This window comes from Brevibacillus sp. RS1.1 (genome assembly GCF_013284365.1).
GTDB lineage: Bacteria > Bacillota > Bacilli > Brevibacillales > Brevibacillaceae > Brevibacillus > Brevibacillus brevis_D.
Genome location: NZ_JABSVA010000004.1, coordinates 330,855 through 344,811, shown reverse-complemented (window position 1 = coordinate 344,811; position 13,957 = coordinate 330,855). Strand labels below are relative to the sequence as shown.

General features: G+C 49.1%; 10 protein-coding genes and 1 riboswitch. All 10 genes read left to right on the top strand.

The annotated features are described in order from the left end of the window. The first annotated feature begins 37 nt into the window (after positions 1–37). The 10 genes from HP570_RS15930 (at position 38) to HP570_RS15885 (ending at position 13,940) form a co-directional block, all read left to right on the top strand. A complete protein-coding gene (locus tag HP570_RS15930) occupies positions 38–1,402 on the top strand; it encodes an FAD-binding oxidoreductase (RefSeq protein ID WP_173626342.1) in 1,365 nt (454 codons plus the stop codon). 147 nt (positions 1,403–1,549) lie between these two features. Continuing rightward, positions 1,550–3,178: a formate--tetrahydrofolate ligase gene (locus tag HP570_RS15925; RefSeq protein ID WP_173626341.1), complete on the top strand. Its 1,629-nt coding sequence runs from the start codon at positions 1,550–1,552 to the stop codon at positions 3,176–3,178. Positions 3,179–3,313: 135 nt separating this feature from the next. Next, positions 3,314–3,414, top strand: a riboswitch (cyclic di-GMP riboswitch). Between the two features lie 73 nt (positions 3,415–3,487). Continuing rightward, positions 3,488–5,461: a methyl-accepting chemotaxis protein gene (locus HP570_RS15920; protein WP_173626340.1), complete on the top strand. Its 1,974-nt coding sequence runs from the start codon at positions 3,488–3,490 to the stop codon at positions 5,459–5,461. A gap of 114 nt (positions 5,462–5,575) precedes the next feature. After that, positions 5,576–6,433: a transporter substrate-binding domain-containing protein gene (locus HP570_RS15915; protein ID WP_087350417.1), complete on the top strand. Its 858-nt coding sequence runs from the start codon at positions 5,576–5,578 to the stop codon at positions 6,431–6,433. Between the two features lie 251 nt (positions 6,434–6,684). After that, positions 6,685–8,226 (top strand): degradosome RNA helicase CshA, encoded by a 1,542-nt coding sequence (cshA, locus tag HP570_RS15910; RefSeq protein WP_064200079.1) that lies wholly within the window; start codon positions 6,685–6,687, stop codon positions 8,224–8,226. Between the two features lie 146 nt (positions 8,227–8,372). Beyond that, the gene (locus HP570_RS15905) at positions 8,373–8,552 is read left to right on the top strand and encodes a hypothetical protein (protein ID WP_254495306.1); all 180 of its coding nucleotides are present in this window, start codon (positions 8,373–8,375) and stop codon (positions 8,550–8,552) included. Positions 8,553–8,742: 190 nt separating this feature from the next. After that, positions 8,743–10,173 carry a PTS mannitol transporter subunit IIBC gene (locus tag HP570_RS15900; RefSeq protein ID WP_087351155.1) on the top strand — a complete coding sequence of 477 codons (1,431 nt, stop codon included), beginning with the start codon at positions 8,743–8,745 and terminating at the stop codon, positions 10,171–10,173. Between the two features lie 63 nt (positions 10,174–10,236). Then, positions 10,237–12,342 carry a BglG family transcription antiterminator gene (locus tag HP570_RS15895; RefSeq protein ID WP_173626339.1) on the top strand — a complete coding sequence of 702 codons (2,106 nt, stop codon included), beginning with the start codon at positions 10,237–10,239 and terminating at the stop codon, positions 12,340–12,342. Next, entirely contained in the window at positions 12,339–12,773 is a 435-nt protein-coding gene (locus HP570_RS15890; RefSeq protein WP_016739619.1) for a PTS mannitol transporter subunit IIA, read from the top strand. The genes HP570_RS15895 and HP570_RS15890 overlap by 4 nt, the downstream gene beginning before the upstream one ends. A 6-nt stretch (positions 12,774–12,779) precedes the next feature. Next, positions 12,780–13,940, top strand: coding sequence for a mannitol-1-phosphate 5-dehydrogenase (locus HP570_RS15885; protein ID WP_173626338.1), 1,161 nt, complete (start codon positions 12,780–12,782; stop codon positions 13,938–13,940). Positions 13,941–13,957 lie beyond the last annotated feature (17 nt).

The following is a 13,957-nucleotide window of genomic DNA, read 5'->3' as shown; positions in this document are numbered from 1 at the left end:
CTTGTTAACTTGAGCAAGTAACGGAGGGGGAACCAACGTGGATTACAAGCAATCGTTAGTGGGATTGCTGGGGGAAGAACGAGTATCGACCAACCCCACAATACTGGAGCATCACAGCCATGATGAATCGTACCATACCCCGCATCTTCCAGATGTGGTCGTGTTTCCGCAGACGGCAGAGGAAGTCAGCCAAATCATGAAGCTGGCAAACGAAAAGCGCATTGCGGTAACGCCGTTTGGCATGGGAAGCAGTCTGGAAGGCCATGCGATTCCTTATGCGGGCGGAATCAGCATGGATTTTTCCTTGATGAACCAAGTGCGGGAGGTGCGACCGAAGGATTTCCTCGTGAGAGTCCAGCCAGGTGTGACTCGCACCCAGCTCAATAAAGAGTTGAAAAAGCACGGATTGTTTTTCTCCGTTGATCCTGGCGCGGACGCGACTTTGGGTGGGATGGCTGCTACAAACGCCAGTGGAACGACTTCTGTTCGCTATGGCGTGATGCGTGATCAGGTTCGCGATCTGGAAGTGGTGACGGCGGACGGACGTATCATCCGTACAGGGAGCATGACAGTCAAGTCCTCCTCAGGCTACCATCTTACTGGGCTGTTTGTCGGGTCGGAGGGAACGCTTGGTTTATTCACAGAGCTGACCTTGCGTGTTTACGGCATCCCTGAGGCGACAACGGCGGCGCGTGCCAGCTTCCCTTCTGTTCAGGATGCTGTCGATACCGTCGTAGATATTCTCGGAGCGGGTATTCAAGTAGCGCGAATCGAGCTGGTTGATGAACGTTCCATCCAACAAGTGAATCTGTACAAAGAAACGAGCTACCCGGAAGCACCGACGCTGTTTATCGAGTTCCACGGCAGTGAACAAGGGCTCGCGTATGATATCGACTTCGCGCAGAACATCGCCGATGGACATGGCTGCACACAGTTTCTCTTTGAAACCGATTCCAAAGCGAGGGCGCAGCTCTGGGACGCACGTCATAACCTGGCGTATGCCTTCCTGCACAAATCCCCCGGGAAAAAGCTGATGGTGACAGATGTTTGCTTGCCGATTTCCGAGCTGGCAGGAGCCATTGTGGACGCCCGACAAGCCATTGATCGCGCTGGGCTGGATGGTGCGATTGCAGGGCATGTCGGGGATGGGAACTATCACGCCATCCTAATGATCGACCTGAATGACCCCGAAGAAGTTGCGCTTGCCGAGGAAGTAAATGCCCATCTGGTGGAGTACGCATTGAGTCGGGGAGGAACCTGCACCGGGGAACATGGTGTGGGTGTGGGGAAAATCAAATACCAGCGCAAGGAACATGGAGAAGCACTGGACGTCATGCAAGCCATGAAGCATGTGCTGGACCCGAACGGCATCTTGAATCCAGGAAAAATTTTCGGGAAATAACAGAGAGCCTGCATTCTGAACGTTTGTCGGAATGTGGGCTTTTTCTTTTGCGTAATGTGTCGAAGAGGAGAGGAGAAAGGATGATTATGCAGAATGTAGAAGATTGGTAACTGGTGCATTACATTCTGGTGTGGCAGGGAGGCAAAAATGAAGTCTATTGTTGAAATTGCCAAAAGTGCAGGTATCGAAGAACAGCATTTGGAGCTATACGGAAAATATAAAGCCAAACTATCAGATGAACTATGGGAGCAAGTGAAGGATCGCCCTGATGGCAAACTGATTCTTGTTACAGCGATGAACCCCAATCCGGCGGGAGCAGGCAAGACGCTCACGACGATTGGTCTGTCACAATCTTTAAATCATCTCGGGAAGAAAACAATGGCAGCACTTCGCGAGCCGTCCTTGGGTCCTTGCATGGGGATCAAAGGAGGCGCAACTGGAAGCGGCCAGGCACAAATTCTCCCTGCTGATGAAATTAACCTGCATTTTACAGGGGACATTCACGCGATTACAGCTGCACATAACTTGTTGGCAGCGATGATCGACAATCATATTTTCCATGGCAATCCGCGCGGACTCAATCCAAAGAAAATCGTCTGGAAACGAGCTATGGACATGAACGACCGCGCACTGCGAAACATCGTGGTTGGTCTGGGTGAGGGCAATGGAATGACGCGTGAGGATGGCTTCATGATTACGACAGCGTCGGAAATCATGGCGATCTTATGCTTGAGTGAGAATCTAGCAGACTTGCGCGAGCGGTTGAACCGTATCATTATTGGCTACGATTTCAATGATCAGCCTGTACGGGCAGAAGAAATCAACGCGGTTGATGCGATGTGCGTTCTCTTGAAGGAAGCTATCAAGCCCAATCTCGTACAGACAATCGAGGGAACCCCGGTCATCATTCACGGTGGACCTTTTGCCAATATCGCACATGGGTGCAGCAGTGTGATCGGAACCAAAATGGCCTTGAAGCTGGCAGATTACGTCGTAACAGAGGCTGGATTTGGTGCCGACTTGGGGGCCGAGAAGTTTTTTGACATCAAGTGCAGAAAAGCAGGTCTGACTCCATCGGCTGCTGTCGTGGTCATTACGGTTCGTTCGTTGAAATACAACGGCGGGGTAAAAGTACCTGACTTGGCAGTGGAGAACTTGTCTGCTCTGGAAAAAGGCTTCGAAAACGTCAAGCGACATCTGGAAAACTTACAGAAGTTCGGTGTGCCAGCAGTGGTGGCCATCAATCATTTTGCGACAGATACCCAAGCAGAGATTGATGCTGTCATTGCGCTGTGCCAAGCGGCTGGAGCCGAAGCAGCGCTCTCTAAAGTGTGGGCAGAAGGAGGAGCAGGCGGTGTCGAGCTGGCTGAAAAAGTAATTCGAGCAGCAGAGCTGCCTTCGTCCTTCCGATTCTTGTATGAGGAAGGCCTCAGCATTAAAGACAAGATTGAGACTGTCGTGAAAGAAGTATACCGTGGATCAGGAGTTGTCTTTTCGCCGTTGGCATTAAAAACGATGCAAAAGGTAGAAGAAATGGGCATGTCCCATCTGCCTGTGTGCATGGCGAAAACACCGTACTCTTTTACGGATCGCGCTGATCTGTTGGGGGCACCTGTAGACTTCACGATTCATGTGAGCGAAGTGCGCATATCAGCAGGAGCTGGTTTCATCGTGGCACTGACCGGAAGCTTGGTTACCATGCCAGGCCTCCCGAAAAAGCCGGCTGCGGAATCGTTATATGTAGACGAGGAAGGCCACGTGATTGGATTAAGCTAATCAAAAAGTGTGACAAAAAGCTGACAGCTGTAAAAGGTTGTCAGCTTTTTTTCCATTTTGAGGTTTATTCGCAGAAAGTTATGGGAAATGAAAGGTGAGATTGAAAAAAAGTGAACTTAATTGAAAAACAACAAGGAATGACAAAGGCAAACTTGCTGAAAGGCAGGGACGCAAAGCCACGGGTCTAAGGACGAAGGTTAAATGACTTTCGCAGCTAGGACAGCCGGGTTGCCATACCGTAGTCATGATGGGCTGTCGGTGGGCAGTCTTTTTTTTGTTGAAAAAAAGAGAAGGGAGAAGGGATTCGGTATGAAAAATAGTTTGAAGAATAAGCTAATTATCGTTTTGTGCCTGCTGTTGGTGATAAGTTTGGGTACGGTTTGCGGTGCAAGCTATTGGAGTGCTTCCAACCTTTTGGCAAACAGTCTGGACAAAGAAGCTGAGCTGTCAGCTAGCAATCTCTCGATTCGTATCGATGGTTTCTTTCAAGAGAAAATTGAGATTGTAAGAGCGATAGGAGGGTTGATGTCGGCAGATCAAAATGTCGAACAAGACCTGAAACTCATTCAAGAAGCCCAAAAGAAAAACCCCGAGTTTGAGACGTTCTTCTTTTCGCATGACTTAAGCGGTAAGAAAGTGATCAATTTCAAGGGTGAAGTGACCGACATCTCAGATCGTCCGCATATTAAGGAAGCCAGCAAAGGGGAAGGGAAGGTTGTTGTCTCTGAGCCAGTCGTTTCGAAGCGGACAGGGAATAACATCGTGACACTGGTCGTTCCATTGATGAAGGACAACCGTCAATACGGTTACATCGGTTCTACGATTCCAATCAATGAGATCCAAAAAAAGGTGTCTGAAGAGAAATTTGGCGAATTAGGTTACGCCTTTTTAGTAAGCAAAACAGGAACATTTATTTATCATCCGAATAGCGAGTACATTCTGAAGGAATCCATTCTCAATATGGGGATTCTTCAACTTCAGACTGCTTTTGAAGATATCAAGCAAGGGAATCATGGAATCGCCCAATACGAATACGAGAATACAGAGCGATTTGCTTCCTATGCGCCAACCAATTTGAACTGGGGGGTATACATCACTGCACCCGTAGCTGAGCTGCATGCGCCTGTCGATCAACTGTTAGTCCGATTGACGGTTATTTCCCTCATCGTATTGGGGCTTGGGGTTGTCCTCGTTTATTTCTTGGCTGTACGCATGGTGAAACCAATTGAGCGTCTGAATCACGCAGTAAATGTAGTGGCGCAGGGTAACTTGAAAGAGACCGTAACGGTTGACGGAAAAGACGAGATTGCGGTTCTGTCCCGTGACTTTAACCAGACGGTATCACACTTGAAAAATTTGATCGAAGACGTATCACTGTCGTCTGATCAAGTTCAGCGTTTTAGTCAGGAAGTATCCGAAGGTATTAAACAAGCAACGGAAAACATCAACCAAATCGGCTTGTCTATCGAACAGATTTCTGAGGGAGCAGAGGCGCAGGCATCCAGCTCGCAGGAAGTCGCATTGTCGATGACTGACATGGCAGCAGGCATCGTGAAAATCGCAGAGACGTCTGCACATGTTTCTGAGGCTGCCCAGATCGCAACAGAGCAGGCTGAGCAAGGGACTGCTGTGGTAGAGCAGGCAGTTCGCCAGATGGGAAGCATTGGGGAGGGAACTTCGAAGGCGACTGTAGCCATCGAGCAGCTCAACAATCGCTCCAAAGAAATCGAAGGCATTCTCGATACGATCAGTCAGTTGACCTCGCAAATCAATTTGCTTGCCTTGAACGCTTCGATTGAGGCAGCACGTGCTGGCGAGCATGGACGTGGGTTTGCTGTAGTTGCTGGTGAAGTGAAAAAACTGGCGAACCAATCCGAGGAATCCGCATCGAAAATTGCAATGCTGATCGGGGAAATCCAGCAGGATACTCATCACGCAGTAGAGGTTATGACCGAGGGGAACCAAAACGCACAGCAAGGTATCCAACTGGTCGAAGAGGTTCGCGAAATCTTCGAGCATATTTTGGAATCTTCCCGGAACGTTGCCGCGCACATTTTGGAAGTATCCGCAGCATCTGAGCAAATGTCAGCAGGCTCCCAACAGGTGAGTGCTTCTGTAGATGAAATGCATACCATTGCAAAGCATGCTTCACTCGACGCGCAAACAGTGGCAAGGGCAACCGAAGAGCAGCTTCAAGCCATCCAAGAAATTGGCAAGTCTGTCGAGCATTTGAACGCAGTGGCGGAAGAATTACAGCAAGGAATCGGCAGGTTTACGGTGTAAGAAGCAGCTCATCAGGTTGTAAGTCCTCTTTTTGAAAGGGGGGATGCCATTAGGGGATGATGGAGTTTGTTTCTATAACTAAATTCATTACCGTTTAACAGGAGGAGAACCCAGATGAAAAAAATCACACAAACAATCTTGGCGAGCACACTCGCTGCAACTATGCTCATGACATCAGGAACAGGTGCTTTTGCCGCAACAGCGGTTAAGCCTGTCCAAACTGTAGCGGCTGAAGCTGCTAAAAAACCACAAGTGAAGAAGTTTGAGTCTCGTTTGGACGAAATCATTGCGAGAGGCTACATCCTCGTAGGTACTCCAGGTGACTACAAACCGTTTACATATTTGAATCCGAAAACAAACCAATTCGAAGGTTACGATATCGATGCGATGAAGGAATTCGCAAAAAGCCTGGGAGTAGAGGCGCGTTTTGTCCAAACCTCTTGGCCGACACTGATGGATGATTTGTTGGCAAATAAATTCGATATTGCTGTCGGAGGCGTTACGCGCAACACAGACCGTCAGAAAAAAGCGCATATGAGCGATCCTTATATTATGTTCGGTAAAGCTCCACTCATCCGTGCAGAAGACAAAGACAAGTACAAGAGTGTAGCAGACATCAACAAGCCAGAGGTGCGCATTGGTGTGAATCCAGGCGGCACCAACGAGAAATTCGTTCGTGAGCACCTGACAAAAGCAACTGTGACGGTTGAACAAAACAACCTCGACATTCCTGGTCTGGTAGCAAGCGGTAAATACGATGTGATGATCACGGATACGCTGGAAGCGCTTGTATATTCCAAAGCAGATTCCCGTCTGTACGCTGCTCTGACCGACAACCCGTTCACAAAGAGTGAAAAAGCGTACATGATTCACCGTGGAGATACGATTTTCGCTAACTACTTGGATCTGTGGATGGATGAAATGAAACTGCAAGGGAAGTTTGATGAGCTTTACAACAAATGGGTAAAATAGTCGAATAACAGACAAGCAGCCTGATTCTGGGCTGCTTTGTTATTTTTACAAGATTCATCACCAAAAAATCAAACAATTTGGGTATATAAGCTGTTTGCTTTTTTGGTCATTGCATGGTACGATTACAGCTATGTTCTTTAGGGCGCTACGTACAATCGGGATAAAAGGGCATGTTCCGGATCGTAAGGAATAGTGCCCTTTTTTTTGAGAATTTTATAGATGAAGGTATTGATAAAGGAGACTGACATTCATTGGCGACTTTTAATGATTTTGGCTTACACCACTCCATTGTTAGAGCTTTGAGCAACATGGGTTTCGAAGAAGCTACAGCGATTCAGGATCAAACGGTCCCTGTAGCACTGCAAGGTCGTGACCTGATCGGTCAAGCACAAACAGGTACAGGTAAAACGGCTGCATTTGGTATTCCGCTGATTGAACGCATGGATGAAACAAGCGGAAATATTCAAGGGGTTGTATTGACCCCAACTCGTGAGCTGGCTGTTCAGGTTGCAGAAGAGATTAATAAAATTGCCCAATTTAAAAACATCTCTGCCCTGCCAATCTACGGTGGTCAAGACATCACGCGTCAAATCAAGGCGTTGAAAAAACGCCCGCAAATCATCGTAGCAACACCTGGTCGTTTCATGGACCACATGAGAAGAAGAACGATTCGTCTGGATGCCATCGAGGTAGTTGTTTTGGACGAAGCGGATGAAATGCTGAACATGGGTTTCATCGACGACATTAAGGAAATCTTGAAAGAGGTTCCAGAAAGTCGTCAAACCCTGCTGTTCTCCGCAACGATGCCGAGAGCAATTCAGGAAATCGCCCAGCAGTTCATGAACGAACCAACCATCATTCAAGTGAAAGCAAAAGAAGTAACCGTACCAAACATTGCACAGGAATACATGGAAGTAGCTGAAAAGCAGAAGTTCGATGTACTGTGCCGTTTGCTGGATATTCACTCCCCTGAGCTGGCTATCATTTTCGGTAGAACCAAGCGCAGAGTTGATGAGCTGTCCGAAGCCCTGACCAAGCGCGGTTATGGTGCAGAAGGTATCCACGGTGACTTGAACCAAGCGAAACGCGACAGCGTGCTCCGCAAGTTCAAGGAAGGTACGATCGAAGTGCTGGTAGCGACTGACGTGGCTGCACGTGGCTTGGACATCAGTGGTGTAACGCATGTATTTAACTTTGATATTCCACAAGACTCCGAGAGCTACGTTCACCGTATCGGTAGAACGGGACGTGCTGGTAAAACAGGTCTGGCAATCACGTTTGTGACTTCCCGTGAAATCGACCATCTGCGTCTGATTGAGCGAACAACGAACCGTCGCATGGAGCGTCGTGCGGTTCCTTCGATGGCTGAGGCTTTGGAAGGTCAACAAAAGATGACGGTAGACAAAATTCTCGAAGCATCTGGAAGAGACGATCTGTCTGCTTATAAAACGCTGGCAGAGCAATTGCTGGAGGATGTCGATTCCGTAACACTCGTATCCGCAGCACTCAAGCTGTTGACCAAAGAGCCAGATATGACTCCTGTTCGCCTGACAGAAGAGGCTCCTCTTCGTGTAGGGAAGAAAAAGCTACCTCCAAAAGGAAAAGGTGGCTTTGGTTCCGGTTCCGGTTTTGGTGGAAAGCGTCCATCTCGCCCACGCAATGGCGAATATCGTCCTCGCGGCGGCGAATCTCGTCCGCGCAGTGGCGACTCTCGTCCACGCAGTGGTGACTCTCGTCCACGCAGCGGTGACTCCCGTCCACGCAGTGGCGAATCTCGTCCACCACGCAGCTAGGAATCGAGCGGTATAGCAAGCAAAGACTGATGTGCACATGTGCGCATCGGTCTTTTTTTGTGTGGACTACCTGCGAATATTTAGGGAAATCCGTGACAAACTAGGGGTGCTTTGGCACGAATTTTCGCGCAGGGAGAGAGTCAAGCATGAGGAAAACAGCCATTGGGAAGTGGGCTGGTATTTGGCTCGCCGTATTGGGAGACGGGATGTCGGTTCATGCAACTGGGCATTCCTTTGATCAAACAAAGGAGATTTCTGCGATCATGGAGCCAACAGATATAACGAAGACTGGAAAAGTGATCAAAGTTGAATCGGAAAATTTGTAAGGAGAAGGCTTCTGCAGCTGAGCAGAGGTCTTTTTACTGTGGGCTATTAAGTTTTGGCAACAACGAGTCAGACAAATTCGCGCTTTGATTTTGTTGTTAGCCCCTATGAAAACGCTTTATATTTGAGGTGTACACATTATCTTTTCAATCATGTCAACATCTCATAAATAGGGGTAAAGGAGGGTGCAGTATGGAGAGCGTGGAAGCAAAAAACGCTTCGGGTGGAATACGGGTCTCGGTACAAAAGTTTGGACGATTCTTGAGTGCGATGGTCATGCCAAATATCGGTGCTTTCATCGCTTGGGGATTGATTACCGCTTTATTTATTCCGACAGGTTGGCGGCCTAACGAAGAGTTGGCCAAATTGGTCGGACCGATGATTACGTATTTACTGCCACTGCTGATCGGTTATACCGGCGGAAAAATGGTCCATGATGTTCGAGGCGGGGTCGTAGGTGCCGTCGCTACGATGGGGGTTGTCGTAGGTGCAGACATCCCGATGTTCTTGGGAGCCATGATCATGGGTCCTTTGGGCGGTTGGGTCATCAAAAAAGTAGACCAGTTGTTCGAAGGAAAAATTCGTTCCGGCTTTGAAATGCTGGTGAATAACTTTTCCGCGGGTATTGTTGGTGGGTTACTGACGCTTTTGGCATTCAAGGCAATTGGGCCTGTTGTTGTAGGCTTGAGCAAGGCGCTTGCAGCGGGTGTAGAAGTCATTGTAGGTGCAGGACTGTTGCCGCTTGCCAGCATTTTCATCGAGCCGGCGAAGATTCTGTTCCTGAACAACGCGATTAACCACGGTATTTTGAGCCCAATCGGTCTGGATGAAGCGGCGAAGATAGGTCAATCGGTTTTCTTCCTGCTTGAATCCAATCCGGGGCCAGGTTTGGGAATTTTGTTGGCATACTGGCTTGCTGGCAGAGGTAGTGCCAAGCAATCGGCTCCGGGTGCTGTCATCATTCACTTCTTCGGAGGTATCCACGAAATTTACTTCCCGTATGTGCTGATGAATCCGCGCTTGATTCTGGCGGCCATTGGTGGCGGGATGGCTGGTGTATTTACCTTCACGCTGCTTGGCGCAGGATTGGTGGCGCCACCGTCTCCAGGTAGTATTTTCGCCTTGATTGCAATGGCACCGCGTGGTGGATTGCTACCGGTACTGGCTGGTGTGTTGGCCGCGACTGTCGTGTCTTTCCTTATCGCATCTGCTCTCTTGAAAATGAGCGCGAAGACAGACGAAGATGAACTGGAAAAAGCGACAGAAAAAATGCAAGAGATGAAAGGCAAAAAAGCGCAGGAACAAGAAGTAGTAGAAGCTCCCGTGAAGCATGAGGTTGCTGCTGCTGACGTGAAGAAAGTCGTCTTCTCTTGCGATGCGGGTATGGGCTCCAGTGCGATGGGAGCGGCGTCCTTGCGCAAAAAGTTCAAGGATGCGGGCCTGACCGAGATTACGGTCATCAATACGGCGATCAACGACATTCCAAGTGACGCTGATATCGTCATTACGCACAAGTCTTTAACAGAGAGAGCGCAGGTCAAAGCGCCTTCTGCGGAGCATATCTCCATTGAAAATTTCTTGAATAGTCCCGAGTATGACAAGTTGGTCAAACGCCTGGGGTAATGGGAATCAACGCTAGTGAGAGCTAGCGTCTTCCCTCTTTGGCGTTTAGGAGGGAACGAAGACATGCATGTATCCTCTCGACAGCGATCCATTATCGAGATTTTATTGAAGGAACAAAAAGGAGTTACCGTTGGTTCGATCGCCGAGCAGATTGGGGTAAGCGGCCGTACCGTTCACAGGGAATTGGATGCACTGGATTCCTTGTTTGAAGAATTTGAACTGGAGTTAGTCAGAAAAACAGGCTCAGGACTTGAAGTGGTGGGGACCGACGACCAAAAGAGTGCACTCAGAATGACTGTCCTGCATCACATGACGAAGGAATACACCGCGCAGGAACGTAAGGCCATTATCCTATGCGCGCTCCTAGAGGCATCGGAGCCAGTCAAGCTGATTTCGCTGGCGATCGATTTGAAAGTGACGACCGCGACCATCAGCCATGACCTGGATGATTTGGAGACCATGCTCGCCCGTTATGATCTGTCACTCTTGCGAAAAAGAGGGTACGGCGTAGAGCTGCAAGGTACAGAGTCGTCCAAGCGGCGAGCGATTAGTCGACTGATTGCCGAGCATCTGGATGATCACGAGCTGATAGGGATTATCAAAGAAAATATTCAAAACAAGGCACTGCGAGACATCGACTCGATAGCGGAACGGCTACTTGGCTTGATTGACCGGGAAAAGCTGATCAAGGTCGAGAATGCATTGAGCCATCTGGACGAGGAGCTTCCCTATCCTTTGGCAGACAGCGCCTACCTCGGATTGGTCACACATTTGGCATTGGCCATGGAACGGATTGAAAAAGGGGAAGGCATTCATTTTGACGAGCATACCCTTAGTGAATTGATTGGAACTCCTGAATACGAAATTGCCAGCAACATCATGGAGCGGCTGAAGCAAATTTTCCAAATGGAAATCCCGGCGGATGAGATCGGCTATATTACGATGCATTTGCGGGGAGCCAAGCTGCGGCATTCTCCGGATGGCCAGGTATGGCCCGAAAATACGGAGCTCATGGTCATTACGAAACGCTTCATTCAAGCCTGCGAAGAACGCTTGGACATTCCGCTTAGTAATGACGCCTCGCTGTTCCATGGGCTGCTGACGCATTTGGAGCCAGCGTTGTACCGATTACAGCGGAAGATGGAGATTCGCAATCCGATTCTCGAACAGATCAAGCAAAACTATCCAGAGCTGTTTGCCGTAACAAGTGAAGCGGTCCATACGATTCTGCCAGAGCTACGGGTTCCAGATGAAGAGATCGGATACCTGGTGATGCATCTTGGTGCGGCATTGGAGAGAACGCGCCAAGAGCAGCAGTGGTACCGGGCATTGGTAGTCTGCTCAAGTGGGATCGGCTCCTCCAAGATTTTGGCAACGCGCATTAAAAAAGAAATACCGGAAATCGTCAGCTTGAAAAATTTGTCCATGTTTGACTTGGAAGAGGTTCCGGCAACGGATTATGACTTGATCATTTCCACCCTTCCATTGCCGCTCGATCCAGCGGAATATGTCGTGGTCAGCCCGCTGCTTCCGCCAGACGATATCCAAAAAATTAAATATCAATTGCACACGACGAGCCGAAAACAATCCCATCAGGAGAAAAGTCAACCGATTCCCGCAGGACAGCAGTCCATCGAACAACTAAGGGCCATGCAATACTACACTTCGTATGCCAATGAGCTTTACGATGGGCTGTGGGGAATGAGATGGGATAACCGTGATCAGGACATCGCCCAGCTTTTGAGCCAAATCATCAAGAGGCAAAAAGAGCGCGGAACGATTGAGGAGGTCGAACCGGTAGTCAAGCAGCTGATTGAGCGGGAAAAGCTCGGCGGTTTAGGGATTCCGGGAACATCCTTGGCCCTTTTTCACGGAAGAAATGAAGCAGTGAACAAGGCGTCTTTTACCTTTCACCAATTACGAGAGCCAGTGCTTCTTCGCTCGATGGATGAAGAAGTGATATCCATTGATATGCTTCTGTTACTTCTAGGGCCGAAAGAAGTGCCGAAGGAAGGGCTGGAAGTGCTCAGCGAGATCAGCTCCCTTTTGATTGAAGAAGAAATGCAAGCAGTTTTGAAAACAGGAGAAACACAGCAAATTGCTGATTATATAGCGGGCAAAATGTATGCGTTTTGCCTCAAAAAGATAGGATTGGAGAGAACGAAATGAAAAACATACTGACAGCAGAAAAAATCATGTTGAACGCAAAGGTAGCCAATAAGGAAGAAGCGATCAGACTGGCAGGACAATTGCTTGTGCGTGCAGGCCACGTAACGGAGGCGTATCTAGAGAAAATGCAGGAGCGCGAGCAGTTGGCGACCACATACATCGGAAGCGGCGTAGCCATCCCGCATGGAACAAACGAATCCAAGGCAGAGATTCAATCCACTGGGATTTCTATCATTCAGGTTCCTGAGGGTGTTGATTTTGGAGAGGGCAATACAGCTTATTTGCTGGTGGGCATTGCTGCTGTTGGAGATGAGCATTTGGAGGTGCTCTCGAACATCGCAATTCTTTGCTCCGAGGAGGAAAACGTCAAGCGGATTGTGAACGCGGCTTCGGCGGAAGAAATCATCGCGATGTTCTCCGAGGAGGTGTAATCCCCTATGCTAGCTGTACATTTTGGAGCAGGGAACATTGGGCGAGGCTTTATCGGACAACTGTTGCAAAAGGCTGGTTATGAAATTGCGTTTGTGGATGTCAATGCGGCTTTGGTCGATGAGCTGAATGAGCGAAAAATGTATCGCGTGCAACTAGCAACAACAGGAAAACCGGAGTCGGGCGTGGAAGGAGTTCGAGCGATAAATGGTCAGGATGTAGCGGCGGTAGCTGAAGCGATCGCAACTGCCGATTTGGTAACAACGGCAGTTGGTCCTAACATTCTTCCGCACATTGCAGGGGCCATCGCAGCTGGTATTACCCAAAGACTTACTGTTCATGCAAAGCCACTGAATGTGATTGCATGCGAAAATATGATCGGCGGCAGCGAGAAGCTGAAAGAGCATGTGTATGAGCATCTGACGGAATCGGTTCAAGCCCAGGCAGCACAATGGATCGGATTCCCCAATGCAGCCGTAGACCGGATTGTTCCTTTGCAACAGCATGCTGACAAGCTCCTGGTTATGGTGGAACCGTTTTTCGAATGGGTGGTAGATTCGTCGCAGATGGTTGGAGAAGTTCCGTCCATTGAGGGCGTTACCTATGTGGAGGATCTGGCGCCGTACATCGAAAGAAAGCTGTTTACCGTCAACACAGGTCATGCGGTCATCGCGTACCTGGGGTATCAGTTGGGGATGAAAACGATTGATGAAGCGATGCGAGACGACCGGATTGTTCAGGCGACACGTGGGGCTCTTCAGGAGACAGGTGCACTGCTTGCTGCCAAGTACGGATTTGATCCGCAAGTTCATGGGCAGTATGTAGAAAAAATCCTCGGCAGATACACCAACCCGCTACTTTCTGACGATATTGTCAGGGTGGCGCGTTCGCCGATTCGCAAGCTGTCGCAGCATGATCGTTTGGTCGGGCCTGCGCTCCAATGCATGGAAAAGGGGATGAATGCAGCATATTTGGGACTAGCGATTGCAGCGGCACTGGCATTCGACTATCCCGAGGATGCGGAGTCCGCGCGGATACAAGCAAGCCTGAAAGAGTTTGGATGGGAAAATACATTACACGATTGTACCGGCATTCCGGCGGGTCATCCGCTTGAGGAGATCGTGCGCGAACAGACACGCAGATTGAAGGAATGGTCAGGTAGCCATTGAGAGAGGCTGGTGTTACG

Coding starts and splice junctions, on each gene's coding strand:
- HP570_RS15890 (WP_016739619.1), top strand. CDS start 12,339: ATGAAAAACATACTGACAGCAGAAAAAATCATGTTGAACGCAAAGGTA.
- HP570_RS15885 (WP_173626338.1), top strand. CDS start 12,780: ATGCTAGCTGTACATTTTGGAGCAGGGAACATTGGGCGAGGCTTTATC.
- HP570_RS15920 (WP_173626340.1), top strand. CDS start 3,488: ATGAAAAATAGTTTGAAGAATAAGCTAATTATCGTTTTGTGCCTGCTG.
- HP570_RS15895 (WP_173626339.1), top strand. CDS start 10,237: ATGCATGTATCCTCTCGACAGCGATCCATTATCGAGATTTTATTGAAG.
- HP570_RS15915 (WP_087350417.1), top strand. CDS start 5,576: ATGAAAAAAATCACACAAACAATCTTGGCGAGCACACTCGCTGCAACT.
- HP570_RS15925 (WP_173626341.1), top strand. CDS start 1,550: ATGAAGTCTATTGTTGAAATTGCCAAAAGTGCAGGTATCGAAGAACAG.
- HP570_RS15900 (WP_087351155.1), top strand. CDS start 8,743: ATGGAGAGCGTGGAAGCAAAAAACGCTTCGGGTGGAATACGGGTCTCG.
- HP570_RS15905 (WP_254495306.1), top strand. CDS start 8,373: ATGAGGAAAACAGCCATTGGGAAGTGGGCTGGTATTTGGCTCGCCGTA.